The sequence below is a fragment of the Streptomyces sp. NPDC041191 genome, from assembly GCF_055591945.1.
This window is the reverse complement of the sequence record NZ_JBVIZC010000011.1, coordinates 165,093-180,141: the sequence shown is the minus strand read 5'-3', so window position 1 is coordinate 180,141 and position 15,049 is coordinate 165,093. Positions and strand designations below refer to the sequence as shown.

At 71.3% G+C, this 15,049-nt stretch carries 15 protein-coding genes and 1 pseudogene; 8 read left to right on the top strand and 8 right to left on the bottom strand.

All coding sequences use genetic code 11. From position 1 onward, the window contains the following. Positions 1-18: 18 nt before the first annotated feature. A complete protein-coding gene (locus tag ACZ6AQ_RS22620) occupies positions 19-1,782 on the top strand; it encodes a GAF domain-containing sensor histidine kinase (protein WP_468761735.1) in 1,764 nt (587 codons plus the stop codon). A 54-nt stretch (positions 1,783-1,836) separates the two neighbouring features. Here ACZ6AQ_RS22620 and ACZ6AQ_RS22615 read toward each other — a convergent pair whose 3' ends face one another. Continuing rightward, on the bottom strand, positions 1,837-2,709 hold the full coding sequence (locus tag ACZ6AQ_RS22615) for a Cof-type HAD-IIB family hydrolase (protein WP_468761733.1): 873 nt from the start codon (positions 2,707-2,709) through the stop codon (positions 1,837-1,839). Between the two features lie 356 nt (positions 2,710-3,065). Here ACZ6AQ_RS22615 and ACZ6AQ_RS22610 point away from each other — a divergent pair, with 356 nt between their 5' ends. Beyond that, on the top strand, positions 3,066-3,629 hold the full coding sequence (locus tag ACZ6AQ_RS22610; RefSeq protein WP_468761731.1) for a DUF6083 domain-containing protein: 564 nt from the start codon (positions 3,066-3,068) through the stop codon (positions 3,627-3,629). A gap of 152 nt (positions 3,630-3,781) precedes the next feature. On the opposite strand, the gene ACZ6AQ_RS22605 is transcribed toward ACZ6AQ_RS22610, so the two are convergent. Then, positions 3,782-4,675, bottom strand: a complete 894-nt coding sequence (locus tag ACZ6AQ_RS22605; protein WP_468761729.1) for an LLM class flavin-dependent oxidoreductase — start codon at positions 4,673-4,675, stop codon at positions 3,782-3,784. A gap of 101 nt (positions 4,676-4,776) precedes the next feature. Between ACZ6AQ_RS22605 and ACZ6AQ_RS22600 the strand changes: the two genes are divergently transcribed. From ACZ6AQ_RS22600 to ACZ6AQ_RS22585, 4 genes are all read left to right on the top strand, one after another. Then, positions 4,777-5,088 carry a hypothetical protein gene (locus ACZ6AQ_RS22600; protein WP_468761727.1) on the top strand — a complete coding sequence of 104 codons (312 nt, stop codon included), beginning with the start codon at positions 4,777-4,779 and terminating at the stop codon, positions 5,086-5,088. Positions 5,089-5,188: 100 nt separating this feature from the next. Next, on the top strand, positions 5,189-6,289 hold the full coding sequence (locus tag ACZ6AQ_RS22595; protein ID WP_468761725.1) for a hypothetical protein: 1,101 nt from the start codon (positions 5,189-5,191) through the stop codon (positions 6,287-6,289). Between the two features lie 55 nt (positions 6,290-6,344). Next, on the top strand, positions 6,345-6,593 hold the full coding sequence (locus ACZ6AQ_RS22590; RefSeq protein WP_093544812.1) for a type II toxin-antitoxin system CcdA family antitoxin: 249 nt from the start codon (positions 6,345-6,347) through the stop codon (positions 6,591-6,593). Then, positions 6,590-6,991: a DNA-binding protein gene (locus ACZ6AQ_RS22585; RefSeq protein ID WP_468761723.1), complete on the top strand. Its 402-nt coding sequence runs from the start codon at positions 6,590-6,592 to the stop codon at positions 6,989-6,991. The genes ACZ6AQ_RS22590 and ACZ6AQ_RS22585 overlap by 4 nt, the downstream gene beginning before the upstream one ends. A 52-nt stretch (positions 6,992-7,043) precedes the next feature. Here ACZ6AQ_RS22585 and ACZ6AQ_RS22580 read toward each other — a convergent pair. The 6 genes and pseudogenes from ACZ6AQ_RS22580 to ACZ6AQ_RS22555 all read right to left on the bottom strand — a co-directional run. Continuing rightward, positions 7,044-7,286 (bottom strand): annotated as a pseudogene (locus ACZ6AQ_RS22580) (LLM class flavin-dependent oxidoreductase); the annotation flags it as partial. 115 nt (positions 7,287-7,401) lie between these two features. After that, a complete protein-coding gene (locus tag ACZ6AQ_RS22575) occupies positions 7,402-8,340 on the bottom strand; it encodes a DUF72 domain-containing protein (RefSeq protein ID WP_468761721.1) in 939 nt (312 codons plus the stop codon). Positions 8,341-8,455: 115 nt separating this feature from the next. After that, positions 8,456-8,998: an RNA 2'-phosphotransferase gene (locus ACZ6AQ_RS22570; RefSeq protein ID WP_468761904.1), complete on the bottom strand. Its 543-nt coding sequence runs from the start codon at positions 8,996-8,998 to the stop codon at positions 8,456-8,458. 191 nt (positions 8,999-9,189) lie between these two features. Further along, positions 9,190-10,119 carry a MerR family transcriptional regulator gene (locus ACZ6AQ_RS22565; RefSeq protein WP_468761719.1) on the bottom strand — a complete coding sequence of 310 codons (930 nt, stop codon included), beginning with the start codon at positions 10,117-10,119 and terminating at the stop codon, positions 9,190-9,192. A 146-nt stretch (positions 10,120-10,265) separates the two neighbouring features. Further along, complete coding sequence (locus ACZ6AQ_RS22560; protein ID WP_468761717.1) at positions 10,266-12,059, bottom strand: SDR family oxidoreductase; 1,794 nt, start codon at positions 12,057-12,059, stop codon at positions 10,266-10,268. Next, positions 12,059-12,904, bottom strand: a complete 846-nt coding sequence (locus ACZ6AQ_RS22555) for a M24 family metallopeptidase (RefSeq protein WP_468761715.1) — start codon at positions 12,902-12,904, stop codon at positions 12,059-12,061. Before ACZ6AQ_RS22555 ends, ACZ6AQ_RS22560 begins: the two co-directional genes overlap by 1 nt. A 250-nt stretch (positions 12,905-13,154) precedes the next feature. On the opposite strand from ACZ6AQ_RS22555, the gene ACZ6AQ_RS22550 reads away from it, so the two are divergent. Both ACZ6AQ_RS22550 and ACZ6AQ_RS22545 read left to right on the top strand, forming a co-directional pair. Then, the gene (locus ACZ6AQ_RS22550) at positions 13,155-14,129 is read left to right on the top strand and encodes an ABC transporter ATP-binding protein (protein ID WP_468761903.1); all 975 of its coding nucleotides are present in this window, start codon (positions 13,155-13,157) and stop codon (positions 14,127-14,129) included. Next, positions 14,126-15,037 (top strand): ABC transporter permease, encoded by a 912-nt coding sequence (locus ACZ6AQ_RS22545; RefSeq protein WP_468761713.1) that lies wholly within the window; start codon positions 14,126-14,128, stop codon positions 15,035-15,037. The genes ACZ6AQ_RS22550 and ACZ6AQ_RS22545 overlap by 4 nt, the downstream gene beginning before the upstream one ends. Positions 15,038-15,049: the final 12 nt, after the last annotated feature.

The window sequence follows — 15,049 nt, the reverse complement described above, 5'->3', positions numbered from 1 at the left end:
CTTATTAGGCTCAAGCGCATGACCGCCACCGAGTCCGGCGCCCCGGACCCCCCGGAAGCCGCCGACGAGCCCACGGACCCCCCGGAAGCCGCCGACGAGTCCACGCGCCCCCTGGAGGCTGCCGCCCGCGGCCTCCAGGGACTGTCCACGGAGCTCACCGCCCGTGTGCCGCAACTCCTGGAGGCCATGCGCTCGGTCGGCGCCGGACTCGAACTCCACACCACCCTCGACCGCATCTGCGAGACCGCCGCCGAACTCGCCGACGCCCGGTACGCGGCGATCGGCGTCGTCGACGACGCGGGCGACGGCCTCTCCGACTTCGTCACCTTCGGCGTCGACGAGGACGTGGCCCGCCGGATCGGACACCTTCCCGACGGGCACGCGGGACTGCTCGGAGCGCTGATCCGCGACCCGGGCACCATCCGGCTCGCCGACCTCTCGAAGGATCCGCGCGCGGCGGGCTTCCCGCCCGGGCACCCGCCGATGCGGAGCTTCCTCGGCGTCCCCATCCGGGTCCAGGGCGAGATCTTCGGCAACCTCTACCTCGCGGAGAAGCGCGGCGGGGGCGAGTTCAACGACTACGACGTGCACATGGTCCGGGTGCTCGCCACCGAGGCCGGCATCGCCATCGGCAACGCCCGTCTGTACGAGGCCGCGCGGCAGCGCGAACGGTGGATCGACGGTTCGGTCGCCGTCACCACCGCCCTGCTCTCCGGCGGCGACGCCGACGACTCCCTCACGGTCGTCGCCGAACAGGCCCGCCGTCTCGCCGGCGCGGACGTCGGCATCGTGCTGCTCCCCGCGGAGGAGGGCGGCCTGGAGATCGTCGCCGTCTCCTCGCCGCGGCCCACGAAGGCACTGGGCGTGGTGATCCCGCCCGAGAGCAGCGCCGTGGCGCGGCTCCTGGAGGGCGAGGCGGTCTTCCTGACGGACGCCTCGACGGACCCGCGCGTGATCGGCCCGCTGACCTCCGAGTACGGACCGAGCATGATCCTTCCGCTGCAGAGCGGGGGCCGGGTGCTCGGCGCGCTCGCCACGCCCCGGCTGCTGGGCGGCCGCCCGTTCACCGAGAGTGAGCGGACGCTCGCAGAGCAGTTCGCCTCGCAGGCGGCACTCGCCCTGATGATGGCCGAGGCGCAGCGGGACCGGGAACGCCTCGCCGTGTACGAGGACCGCGACCGCATCGCCCGTGACCTGCACGATCTGGTCATCCAGCGGCTCTTCGCCACCGGCATGATGCTGGAGAGCGCCCAGCGCCGGTCGATCGTGCCGGCCGTGCGCGAGGGCGTGGGCAAGGCCGTGGACGAACTGGACGTCACCATCCAGGAGATCCGCACGGCGATCTTCGCGCTCCAGCAGGGCCCCGCCGAAGCGCCGGCGGGGCTGCGCACCCGCGTCCTGCGGGAGATCAACATGGCGGCCGTGCCGCTCGGCTTCACGCCGGCCCATCGTTTCCTCGGCCCGATCGACTCGACGGTCGGCGAACTCACCGGCAAGAACCTCGTCGCCGCCCTGCGGGAGGCGCTGTCCAACGCCTTCCGGCACGCGGGCGCCGACCGGATCGAGGTGGTCGTCGACGCCGGGGCCACCCTGCCCGACGGCTCCGCAGGGGTGCGCCTCTCGGTCGCCGACGACGGCGTCGGCCTCCCGGAGGGCGGGCGGCGCAGCGGCCTGCGCAATCTGGCCCGGCGGGCGGAGTCCCTGGGGGGCGCGAGCTGGTGCGGGCCGGGCATCGGGGAGGGCGGCGGCGGTACGACGCTGATCTGGGAGGCGCCGTTGTAGGGGAACGACCCGGGAGCCCGCCCCATGACGCGTCCGGGAGCCCGGGTCTTCGGCCTACGACACGTCCGGGGCCCCGGCCAGGGACTCGGCGACGAGCTGTTCGATGACGACGGCCACCCCGTCCTCGTTGTTGCCGGCCGTGCGGCCGGTGGCCGCGGTGACCACGTCGGGGTGGGCGTTGCCCATCGCGTACGAGCGGCCCGCCCAGCTGAGCATCTCGATGTCGTTCGGCATGTCCCCGAAGGCGACGACCTCCTCGGCCGCGATCCCGCGCTCGGCGCAGCACAGGGCCAGGGTGGACGCCTTGGAGACCCCGAGCGCGCTGATCTCGATGAGGGCGGTGGGACTGGACCGGGTGAAGGCGGCCAGATCGCCCGCCGCCGTTCTGGCCACGTCCAGGAACACGTCGGGATCGAGGTCCGGGTGCTGGGCGAGCAGCTTGAGCACCGGGGCCGCCGCTCCCGCCTCCTCCTCGAAGAGCAGCTTCTCGGCGGTGGCGACGGTGGCGCCGGGGTCCAGGAAGAAGGGCGGGTAGTGGGGCTCGTAGTGAATGCCGGTGGTGAGCTCGACGGCGAAGGAGGTCCCGGGCGCGGCGGCGCGCAGGGCCTCGACGACGTCGAGGGCGACCGGCCGTTCCAGCGGGCGGACCTCCAGGAAGGCGCCTCCCGCGTGGAGGTCGACGACGGCGGCGCCGTTGGCGCAGATCGCCATCCCGTGCCCGTGGACGTGGGCGCTGACGACGTCCATCCAGCGGGCCGGGCGGCCGGTGACGAAGAAGACCTCGATCCCGGCCCGCTCGGCCGAGGCGAGGGCGGCCACCGTGCGCTCGGAGACGGTCTTGTCGTCGCGGAGCAGCGTGCCGTCGAGATCGGTGGCGATCAGCCGGGGCGCCGGGGCGGAAGAACGCGGGGAACGGGGAGAGGTCACCGCCCCATTCTTCCGTATCGCGCGCACGGGCGTGCAGGGAGTCGCACATATGAGTGGCGGGAGGGAGAGGGCGAGGCGGATCGGGAGACCGGGTGGGCGTCCGGCGGGCCCGGCGCCGGTGTCGGTGCCGGGGAGGGCGGACGGGCGTTCCGGCGGGGCCACGCGTCCGGGGGCCTCGGGGTCCGGGACGAGCCGCGCGGTGCCGGAGCGGGGAGGCGGTGGAAGGGAATCCGATGGACGGGAAGCCGATGGACGGGGAAGCGGCGGACGGCACGCCGGTGGACGGGGAACGCGCGTGCGGGGATGTTCGCGTGGGGGACGCCCGGACATGGCTGTAAACATCCGTTCGTTTCCCCGTGGGCGGGGAAGGTTCCTACGAGCTGACGACATCCCTGGGGGCGGACATGGTCGCGGGCCGGTGGAGCGCGGAGTGCGACTTCTGCGGTGCTCCGTACGGGACGTGGGTCGCGAGTCTGGGGATGGCCCTCTGCTCGGAGTGCGAGCGGACCGGGGCGGACCGGCCCGCGCGGGAGCCGGTGCTGGTGGGCGAGGTCCTGGCCGGCCTGGCCGACGCGGTGTCGTCCGCGTCCCGCCCGGGGAGCGCCGTACCGGACGCGCGCGGTCCCTCCTCCACGGCCTGCCGGGGGTGCGGGGCGCGCACCGAACGGCATCGGACGGCGCGCGGCCGCTGGGTTCCGGTCGAGCCCGGAGAGCTGGCGGTACGCGCCGTCCCGGCGGACCTGCGCTGGCGCGTGGCGGGCGACGGGACCGTGGTCGGTCCGGGGGCCACGACGTCTTCCGGGACGTGCCGGATCAGTCACTCCGACGTCTGCCCGACCCGTCCGGCCCCGGTCGGCGCCCCGGCCCTGCTCGCCCTGTGGCGCGGCCACGCCCGCCGGGTGGCGTGGCCGGAGGAGTGAGGGAGTACGGCACGGGCGGTCCTGGCTCGGGACGGGACCGTATCGCCGTGTCCCCGGCCGGGTCCGGTCGGGGACCGCCCCGGCCGCCCCGGGCCGTTGCCACGGCCATGGGCGCGGGGCGGCACGGCGGTCCGCCTCCGCGGCCGGACGCCTCAGCCCAGCTGGGACGGGGCTTCCGTGGCGATCCGTTCGAAGACGGCCGGGTCGGCGGCGAAGACCGAGTCCGGGACCGGCCAGTGGAGGACGATCTCGGTGAAGCCCAGCTCACGGTGGCGGCCGGCGAAGTCGACGAAGGCGTCCACCGACTCCAGCGGGCGGCCCCGGTCCGGGGTGAACCCGGTGAGCAGGACCTTGTCCAGATCGGAGACCTTCCGACCGGACTCCGCGCAGGCATCGCCGAGCCGTTCGACCTGGCCACGCAGGGCCGCCACCGACTGCTCCGGGGTCCCCGCCTCGTACAGCTTCGGGTCGCCGGTCGTCACCCACGCCTGCCCGTACCGCGCGGCCAGCCGCATCCCGCGCGGCCCGGTCGCCGCCACGGCGAACGGCAGCCGCGGGCGCTGGACACAGCCGGGGATGTTGCGGACCTCGTCCGCCGCGTAGAACGTGCCGCGCTCCGTCACCACGTCCTCGGTGAGCAGGCGGTCGAGCAGCGGCACGAACTCGGCGAACCTGTCGGCCCGTTCCTTCGGCGTCCACGCCTCCTGACCGAGCGCGGTGGCGTCGAAGCCGTTGCCGCCCGCGCCGATGCCGAGGGTGATCCGTCCGCCGGAGACGTCGTCCAGGGTGATCAGGTCCTTGGCGAGCGTCACCGGGTGCCGGAAGTTCGGTGAGGTCACGAGGGTACCCAATCGTGTACTCTGTGTAACCGAAGCTGCGGCTGTGAGCGTGGGGACGGCACCGAACCACGGCCCGTCCCGGAACGACCGCCACGACAGGTGGTCGTAGGTGTACGCGGCATGGAAGCCGAGGTCTTCGGCCCGCCGCCAGATCTTCTGCCCTTCGGCCCATCGGTGGATGGGGAGGATCACCGTGCTCAGACGCATGACCTCGACGATACGCGGGCATCCCGCTGGCACGGATATGCTGACGGAGCAGATTCGGGAAGCCACGCCTACGTTGTGATGCGGGCCGCTACCGTGGCGTCATGGGCACGCTGGACAGGGCCGAGCTTGAGGCCATGATCGACGAGGCGACGGTGGACGCCTACGGCGAGGGCGAGCAGCGGACCGGTCTGTTCACCGTGCTTGAGGAGAACCTCGCCCTGCCTTTCACCACCACAGTTCTCGGCGCCGGGGTGACGGTGCGCGGCGTCGACCTCACGCCCGACGGCAAGATCGTCGCCTTGTGCCCTCGCGGTCACGTCCGGCAGTCGATCGGGATTCTGGATCTGCCGTTGCCCAGCCCGGCGCCCGAAGGGGCGGAGTGGATCGAGGCGTACCGTCACTGGGCCGCTTGAGTCCGGACACCTCTCACTTCACGCGGAACCGGCTCGTACGAAAGGCCTGAAAGTGGCTGAGGCCGCACGAGGCGCATATCAGGGTGCCGATGAACCGTCATTGGCTGACCTCATCGAGCGCAGCGCCGAATTGAAGGGGCAGCTGGTCGCCTTCGCGCAGAGTGCCCGCTTCGACCGGTGGTTGACGCCCCTCCTGCTGGAGGCGGCTGGGCCTGAACGGCAGTTGGACGAGGGCGAGGCGATCCGGATCACCGACCACTTCATCCTTCGGTACCGCCTGCCGGACGGTTCGACCGTGGTGGACCGGTTCGTCGCCGGCCGGAAGGACTTGACCGAGGCCGACCGGGAGATGCTGCTCGGCTGGCTCGACCCGGTCGAGGGCGTCTTCGAGATCCGGCGCAAGGAAGGCGATGCCGTCGTCCTGCTCAACCTTGTCGACGACCTGGAGTACCGCACGTGCTCGAACGTCGGACGGGCGGTGTTCCGCGGAATGTCCAAGGGAGGATTCCTCCACACCTGCCTGGTGCCCGTCCACTCGGCCGGCGGGGCGTGGCTGGTGTCCGGGGCGATGACGAGTTACCCCAGGTCCAGCGCCACCGAGATCGCCCAAGCAGCCCTGCAACTGGCCACGCACCACCCCGAACTGGTCTTCCGCAACCCCCAGAAGATCGAGCAGGGATGGCAGTGGATGCGGGAGGACCGAGCCGCCTTCATCGAGTTCTGCGGCGGCGACGAACTGATCCTTCCGCCTGCCGAAGCCGAGGACCTCCTCAACACCTACTACCGCCACCGCCAACTGCCCTTCTTCGAACTGCCGTCAGAACTGGCGGACTCGGACACCGTCGGCGTCATCTACGACCAGGTCGACGGACTCAACTTCTACGCCGACTACGGGATGCTGCGGGACCTCTTCACTGACCCCGCCCTCACGGGCCGCAGGCGGCACCAGCATCTGCTGCGCACGTACCTGCGTGAGGAGTCGATCACTCCATTGCCGATCCGCCGGCTGGCCGCCGCTCACCCGGAGACAGTGGACACCGTGTTCCAGAAACTGCTGAGGAAGCCCGGATTCACCTGGAGCGAGCACGGCGACGCGCTGCTGCGCCTACGCAAGCCCTGGTACTACGAGAGCGACCCACGCCCTGGGGTGTCCGTGATCGGCGACCGCCTGAGTGAACTGCTCAGCGCGGGACGGCGCTGAGGTCGTACGCGGAGAAGCCCGACAGATGGTGCGCATACCGCAGTATGCTGGCTTCATGGCTGATACGACCCGCATCACGGTCACTCTGCCCACCGAGCAGGTGGCGGAGCTGAAGAGGCTCACGGACAACGTCTCCGGCTATGTCGCGGAGGCGGTCGCCCGCCAGATCAGACACCAGCTGCTCGGCGAGGAGCTGCGCCGCTACGAGGAGGAGCACGGCGCGTTCACCGACGAGGAGCTGGCCGCGGCCCAGGCCAGAATCTTCGGCACGGCCGAGCACGAGGAGTCGGCGAGCGCCGCGTGAACTATCGCATTGAGACCGCTGTACTGGACTCCCAAGGGCTGTCCGCCTGGATCTCGCAGGACAGGGCCGTACTCGCGATGATCCGGTCCTTCCATTCGATGGCCGCCGATCTCGTGGTCTGCTCCAACACCATCGTGGAAGTCATGCACGCCCGGGTGAACACCGCCCGACTGAACTGGGTCCTCTCCCAGGTCAGGGTGGAAGCGGTGACCGAGCAGGCGGCCAGAGCCGCCGCCGGGCTGCTGAAAGAAGCAGGCCTCCACGGTCACAAGTACGCGATCGATGCCACAGTCGCCGAGCTGGCACTCCGCCAGCCAGGCCCGGTGGCCATGCTCACGTCGGACGTCGACGACATGGCCAAGCTGTGCGGTAGCCGCGTCCGACTTATCGCGATCTGATCCGCTTCGGTCGGGACCAAGCCGCCCCGACGTGCGTCTTCCCAGGTCAGGCCGTGATGGGTGAACGAGGCTTGGCTGAGGTCACGAGGGTGCCGAGGCGGATGTTCCGCGTCGCCGCCGCGGCGGCCGTGAGGGTGGGGACGGCACCGAACCACGGCCCGTCCCGGAAGGTCCGCCAGGAGAGGTGATCGTAGGCGTACGCGGCATGGAACCCGAGGCCCTCGGCCCGCTGCCAGACCTTCCGTCCTTCGTCCCATCGGTGGATGGGGAGGATCACGGCGCTCAGACACGTGATCCGACGATCCGCGGGCTCCCCGTCGCCACGGACGTGCCGTCGGAGCGGTTCCGGACCTCCGCAGCGATGAGGACGGTTGTCGCGGTCGCCCGAACGCCCCTCTCCACGGGCCGCCTTACCGATCCGGCACGTCGGGATCAGTCTCGCCGGGACCCGGCACGGTATGCGACCCGGCGGGTTCCGGGAGGCCGAGCAGACCTCGCATCGACTCCGCGGCGCGGACGGCGGCATCACCGCAGCAGTTGTTGAAGAGGACGTGGACCTCTCGCGCCCGCTCGGCCATGTCATGGATCCGGGGCACCCACTCGGAGAGCTCCTCGGACGTGTAGGAGTGACGGAACCTCTCCTCCTTGGTACCGGTGCCCCAGGCGTCGTTCCGGCCGTGAAAGCGCACCAGGGCGAGTTCCGGAGAGGTGACCCGTACGACCGGTGGAACGGACAGGGGGAGCGTCTGCACCATGTCCACGGCCACGGCGGCCGTCTCCAGCTCCGTCAGCAGGCCGGCCGTCGCGTCGGCGTTCCGCCCGCGCCACCAGTCGGGGTGCCGGAACTCCACGGCCATCGGCCACCCCGCGGCGCGCTCACGACAGCGGCGCAGGAACTCCACCGCCGGCCTCTCCGGCACGAACCGGGCGGGGAACTGGAACACCAGCGTTCCCAGCCGACCGGTGTCGCGCAGGGGTTCGAGAGCCGCGCTGTACCGGTTCCACACCTCGTCGAGCAGCTCCGGGTCGATGCCCGCACCCCGCCGTCGCTGCTGCGCGAGAACCGGGCGAAGATCGGCCGGGAGCGCCTCGGACCGGGTCGGGTGTCCGGTGAGCAGGGAGAACGCCTTCACGTCGAACCGGAAGCCCTCAGGGGTGCGTTCGGCCCACAGAAGGCTGTTGCGGGTGCTGGGCAACCCGTAGTAGGTGGAATCCACCTCCGCCACCGGAAAGCGCGTGGCGTAGTGCCGCAGCCTGCCCTCCGCGTCGCGGTGCCCTGCCGGATACCAGCCGCTGGACACCAGCGCCTTGTCCGTCCACGAGCAGGTTCCGACCCTGATCTCTCCCATGCGGCCAGTCTTCCCCGGAAGCGATGGGGGATTCGTCCGGCACGCGGGGGCGACCGGTCCGCGGGGCTACCGGCCCACGGGGGCGTCCGGTCCGTACCGAAGGCTTCGGTGGAGGTCAGGTCGGGAAGCGAAGAAACTCCGGCGGTACGGCGTCGGCCAGCCAGACCCCGTTGGCACTGACGTGGAAGACGTACCCGGCCCGGTGCATGGCGCCGGCGTCGACGCTCAGCACGACCGGCCGTCCCCGGCGCGCACCGACCCGGGTCGCGGTCTCCCGGTCGGGGGAGAGGTGCACGTGATGGCGCGCCATGGGGCGCAGTCCCTCCTCCCGGATCGAGGGCAGCCGGCCCGCGACCGTACCGTGGTAGAGCCACGCGGGCGGCTCGGCCGCCGGAAGTCCCAGCTCCACCGGGACGGTGTGGCCCTGACTGGCACGGATGCGGGTGCCCTCGATCGCGAAGCGCTTCTTGTCGTTGGTGGCGACGACGTGCTCGAGTTCCTCGCGGGTGATCGGGAAGCCGTGTTCGGCCGTGGCCCGCAACAGTGCGCCGATCTCGGTCCAGCCCTGTGCGTCGAGCACCAGCCCGATGCGTTCGGGTTGGTGCCGCAGGTGTCTGGAGAGGTACTTCGAGACCTTCACCGTGCGCTGTTCGTCCAGGGGATGTCGTCCCCCGGGACGGCCTTTCCCGGGCTGTCGTGAGGTCATGCCCGTCAGGATGCCGAGGTCCCGCTCCTCCTGGCCAATGATTTCCGGTGGACAGGTTTGATCCACAGCAAAAGCAAGTTATCCACAGGATGCCCGGCCTTTCTGTGGACAACAGCGCTCCCCTTTCCTCCCCGTGGAGCGATTTATGCCCCTGTGGATTGATTCGAGGCAAGTGTGTCCAATGCCCTCTTATGTACTTCTCGTTCCGTGGCGGCCGTGACGAAGGCCGCGACCCCCTCCGCCCCGACCAGGCTCTGCACGGCCCGGATCGTCCCGGCGGGCAGAGCCACCGGACGCGGCTCGTCGTCCTTCGGGGGAGACGCGTCCTGCGACAGGTGGATCTGGAGGTGCCGGGTGGCGAACAGGCGCATGGCCCGTGCCAGCTCGGCGTCGACCGTCTGCTGGGCGAGCGGCCTCAGCCGCCGCACCATCGTCGCGGCCTCGTCCGCGTCCGCGTCCGACGGCGGCCGGTGCTCCAGGTAGCGGGCGAAGACGTACTCGGTCGTGAACTCCAGGAAGCGCGCGGCGATGTGCTCCACCTGGCCCCGGAGCTCCTTCAGATGGCCGGTGATCGCCGGCAGCGGGACACCGGCCGCGTGCAGCTCGGCCGCCACCGCCAGCTCCTGCGGGCTCGGTACGAGGTACTCCTCCGTCTCCCGTCCCGGGATCCGCTCCAGCACGCCCAGCTCCACGGCCTCCCGGATGGCCTCCTCGTCCGGTGTGCCGCCGAAGCGGGCGTCCAGCTCCGCGCGCGATATCCGGGTGGCCTCCTCGTCCGTCCACGGCCCGTGGACCTCGGCCACCAGACCGAGCACCCCGCCGAGTCCCCGGCCGGTGTCCCACGCCTCCAGGAGCTCCTTGATCGAGGCCAGGGTGTACCCCCGGTCCAGGAGGTCGGCGATCTGCCGGAGCCGTGCGAGGTGGGCGTCCCCGTAGACGTTCGACCTGCCCCGCCGTTCGGGCCGGGGCAGCAGGCCGCGGTCCTGGTAGGCGCGGATCGTCCGTACCGTGGCCCCGCTGAGGTGGGCGAGGTCCTCGATCCGGTACTCCGGCTGTGCTGACTGCTCGGACAAACCCGCTCCCACCGGCCGCGTCCTCCACCCCGCCAGCGCGGGGTCCTTCCTGCGACGGATCGTACGACCGCCGCCCCGCCTCCCGTCCGTTCCGTCTCCCGTCCGTCCCGCCTCCCGTCCGCCCCGCCCCCCGTCCGTTCCGTCGCCTACGCGGGCGGCTGCCACCGGGCGAGGGCCCGCAGGGTGCCCGGACTCAGGCGGGACAGGAAGCGGACGCCCCGGGCCTCGGGTGTCACCGGGACCACGGCCCGGTCGTTCAGGACGGCTTCCAGGATCGCGTCCGCGACCTTCTCCGGCGGGTAGTTCCGCAGGCCGTACAGCCGGGCCGCCTTCTTCTGCCGCCGCTTCTCCTCCGCCCGGTCCGTGACCCCGGCGAACCGCGCGGTCGCCGTGATGTTGGTGTTGACGATGCCGGGGCATATCGCGGTGACCCCGATGCCCCGGCCGGCCAGCTCGGCGCGCAGGCACTCGCTGAGCATCAGCACGGCCGCCTTCGACGTGCTGTAGGCGGGCAGCGCCCGGGAGGGCTGGAAGGCTGCGGCGGACGCGGTGTTCACGATGTGTCCGCCCTGGCCCCGCGCGGTCATCCGCGCGCCGAAGAACCGGCACCCGTGGATCACACCCCACAGGTTGACGTTCAGAACCCGCTCCCACTCCTCGCTCGTCGTCTCGAAGAAGGAGCCGGTGAGCCCGATGCCCGCGTTGTTGACCAGGACGTCGACGACCCCGTACTCGTCCGTCACCCTGGCGGCCAGCTTCTCCATCGCCTGCTCGTCGGCGACGTCGACGGTCTCGCCCCAGGCGTCCGGGGCCCCGATCAGGCGTGCCATCTCCGCCGTGCGGGCCGCCCCCTCGGCGTCCCGGTCCACGGCCACGACCCGGGCGCCGGCCTCCGCGAAGGCGAAGGCGGTGGCCCGCCCGATACCGCTGGCAGCCCCGGTGACCAGGACGAGTTGGCCGCCGAACCGCTCCGCGTACGCCGGCTTCACCCCGGCCTTCGCCCCCGTCGCCGGAACCGGCTTCGGAGCCCCGGCGGCCGGTCCCTCGTGGGCCCGGACGAACTCGGCGATCCAGGAGGACAGCTGGTCCGGCCGGGTGCGCGGAACCCAGTGCTTGGCGGGCAGGGTGCGCCGGGTCAGCTCCGGGACCCAGGTGCCGAGGTCGTCGTGGAGCCGTTCGGAGAGGAAGGCGTCACCGGTCGGCACGATCAGCTGCACGGGCGTGTGCGCGTACGCGTCGGGGCGCGGCCTGCGCAACCGGGCGCGGACGTTGTCCCGGTAGAGCCAGGCGCCGTGCGCGGCGTCGTCCGGCAGCGAGGACGTCGGGTAGTCGCCGGCCGGGACCTTCTCGATCCGCTCCAGGATCTTCGGCCAGCGCTTGCCGAGCGGCCCGCGCCAGGCCAGCTCCGGCAGCACGGGTGTGTGCAGCGTGTAGACGTACCAGGATTTGGCGCCCTGGCCGAGGAGCTGGCCGATCCGGCGCGGGGTGGGCCGTGTCAGCCGCTTGTTGATCCAGTGCCCGAAGTGGTCGAGGGAGGGCCCCGACATCGAGGTGAAGGAGGCGATCCGGCCCTCGGTACGGGCGACGGTGACGAACTCCCAGGACTGCACCGAACCCCAGTCGTGGCCGACGAGGTGGACCGGCCGGTCCGGGCTGACGGCGTCGGCGACCGCGAGGAAGTCGTCCGTCAGTTTCTCCAGGGTGAAACCGCCGCGCAGCGGAACCGGAGCCGACGACCGGCCGTGTCCCCGGACGTCGTACAGCACCACGTGGAATTCCCCGGCCAGCCGCTCCGCGACCTCCGACCACACCTCCTTGGAGTCCGGGTAACCGTGCACGAGCAGGACGGTCGGCCGACCGGCCTCTCCGAGCTCGGCGACGCACAACTCGACCCCACCCGTACGGACCCGGCGCTCCCGCGCCCCGTTGAGCCCCGCCATCAGACCGCTCCCTTGTTCCAGCGCCGCACGTGCGGCAGATCGTCGTCCAGCCAGAACGCGCTCTGTTCCGGGTCCCGGGAGTCGGTGACGATCAGGATCTCCTCGAACTTCGCGCCCGTACCCCGGAACCCGAGGTGCGGCTCGACCGCCCACAACCCCCGCGCGGGCGGGTGGTCGGAGAACTTGTACGGGGACCAGAGCGGCGACCAGCCGTCCCGGTGCCCGCGCACGGCGTCGCTCGCCAGGCCCTTGAGCGCCTGGGTGCCGAAGCCGAAGAGCGTCGGCGCCCACCGGCGCTCCCGCACCCGGTCGATCTTGTGGGCGATGACGCCGAAGGGGTAGGCGCGGTGCCGGTTCGCGTACCCCTGGCGGACCATGAGCCGGTCCACGTCCTCGTATATCTCGCGCAGCGTGCGGCGCTCGCGCACCTCTCTCAGGAGCAGCTCGCGATGGGCCGCCAGGTCGGCGAGCAGCTTGTCGTGCAGGGGGTTGAGTCCCAGGCAGCCGCTGTAGCCGATGTCGGCCGTGTAGCCCCGGTGGACCGGCGCCATGTCGAGGATGAACGGCATCCCGGCCTCCAGCCGCCGGTTCGTCGGGAAGAACTGGAGGGGGACCTTGAAGTCCACGAAGGCCGTGCGGTCGCCGAACCAGGCGAACGGCCGGTGGAACCAGTCCCTGACCCCCCGCTCGTACAGCCACTCCCGTTGCATCCGCGCGGCCTCGCGTTCGGTCACACCCGGCCGCAGCCGGGCCGCGACGGCTTCCGCGCATGCGTAGGAGAGCCGTTGGACTTCCCTGAATCCCCGCAGGTCGGCGGAGAGTTCACGTGTCGCTGCCGATGCCATGCCGACCGCCGTCCCGTGTGAGCGCCCGATCGCGCTACGCGTTCGTAACTTGACACCGATGAATGTGACAATGCTCGGCGGCTGCGTCAAGGGGGTGGGCGACGGCCTGTGGAAAAGTCTGCCGGGAGTTCGGCGGAGAACGACTTTCGTCGCTCCGCCCCTACGGGTTTGTACTCCTCTGGTCGGAGAGAGGTCGAGCCGTTGGGCTGACGACCGGTGTGGCCCACGCCACTACCTTCTGAGTGTGACTGTGATCGCGACCGAAAGCCTCAGCAAGCGGTTCCCCCGGGTGACCGCTCTCGACCGGCTCTCCCTGGACATCGGGCCCGGTGTGACCGGACTTGTGGGTGCCAACGGAGCCGGCAAGTCCACGATGATCAAGATCCTGCTCGGGCTCTCCCCCGCCACGGAGGGGCGCGCGGAGGTGCTGGGCCTCGACGTCCGGACCTCCGGCGCCCAGATCCGTGAGCGCGTGGGGTACATGCCCGAGCACGACTGCCTTCCCCCGGACGTCTCGGCCACCGAGTTCGTCGTCCACATGGCGCGCATGTCCGGGCTGCCGGCGACCGCCGCCCGCGAAAGGACGGCCGACACCCTGCGCCACGTCGGGTTGTACGAGGAGCGCTACCGCCCCATCGGCGGGTACTCGACCGGCATGAAGCAGCGGGTGAAGCTCGCCCAGGCGCTGGTCCACGACCCGAAGCTGGTCCTTCTCGACGAGCCGACCAACGGCCTCGACCCGGTCGGCCGGGACGAGATGCTCGGACTGATCCGCCGGATCTGGACCGACTTCGGCATCTCCGTCCTCGTCACCTCCCACCTCCTCGGCGAGCTGGAGCGCACCTGCGACCACGTCGTCGTCATCGACGGTGGCCGGCTCCTCCGCTCCAGCTCCACCAGCGACTTCACCCGGATCACCACGACCCTCGCGGTCGAGGTGACCGACTCCGACACGCACCCGGACGGCACGGCCGCGCTCCGCACGGCCCTCACCGCGGCGGGCGTCACCCTCCACCCGGGAACGGAGGACGGACTGCCCGGCGCCGGCCACGTCCTGCTCCTGGAGGCGTCGGGCGAGGAGACGTACGACCTCGTGCGCGACACCGTCGCCGACCTCGGCCTCGGCCTCGTCCGCATGGAGCAGCGCCGCCACCACATCGCCGAGGTCTTCCGTCCGGAAGCAGCCGAGCCGCCCACACCGCACGAGGAGGTGCCGGTCCGATGAGCACCCAGAGCCCCCCGCCCTCCCAGGCCGCTCCCGACACGACCCGCATCCACAACATCGGCTACCGGTCCTACGACGGCCCGCGCCTGGGACGGGCGTACGCGCGCCGCTCGCTCTTCTCGCAGTCGCTGCGCGGCGCGTACGGGCTGGGCCGCAGCGCCAAGTCCAAGGTGCTGCCGATGCTGCTCGCCGGCGTGATGTGCGCGCCGGCGCTGATCATCGTCGCGGTCGCGGTCGTCACCAAACAGAGCAGGCTCTCGATCGAGTACACGCAGTACGCGATCTACCTCCAGGTCGTCATCGGCATCTACCTGGCCTCCCAGGCCCCCCAGTCCGTCTCCCGCGACCTGCGGTTCAGGACCGTGCCGTTGTACTTCTCCCGCCCGATCGAGCGCGCGGACTACGTCCTCGCCAAGTACGGCGCGATGGCGTCGGCCCTCTTCATCCTCACGGCCGTCCCGCTCCTGATCATGTGGATCGGCTCGATGCTCGCCAAGATGGACTTCGCCGAGCAGAGCAAGATGTTCGGCCAGGGGCTCGTCTCCGTGGCCCTGCTTTCGCTGCTCTTCGGCGGGATCGGCCTCGTCATGGCGGCCCTCACCCCGCGCCGCGGCTTCGGCGTCGCCGCCGTCATCGCCGTCCTGACCCTCTCGTACGGCGCGGTCTCGACGCTCATGGGCATCGCCTACACGACGGAGAACCAGGGCGCCATCGAGTGGCTCGGCCTGTTCTCGCCCATCACCCTCGTCGACGGCGTGCAGACCGCCTTCCTGGGCGCACCGCCCATGTTCCCCGAGCTCGGAGGCCCGGGCGCCGGGGTCGGCGTGGTCTACCTCCTGGTCGTCCTCGCGCTGATCGCCGGCTCGTACGGCATCCTGATGCGCCGCTACCGAAAGGTCGGGCTGTGACCGCCCTTCCGT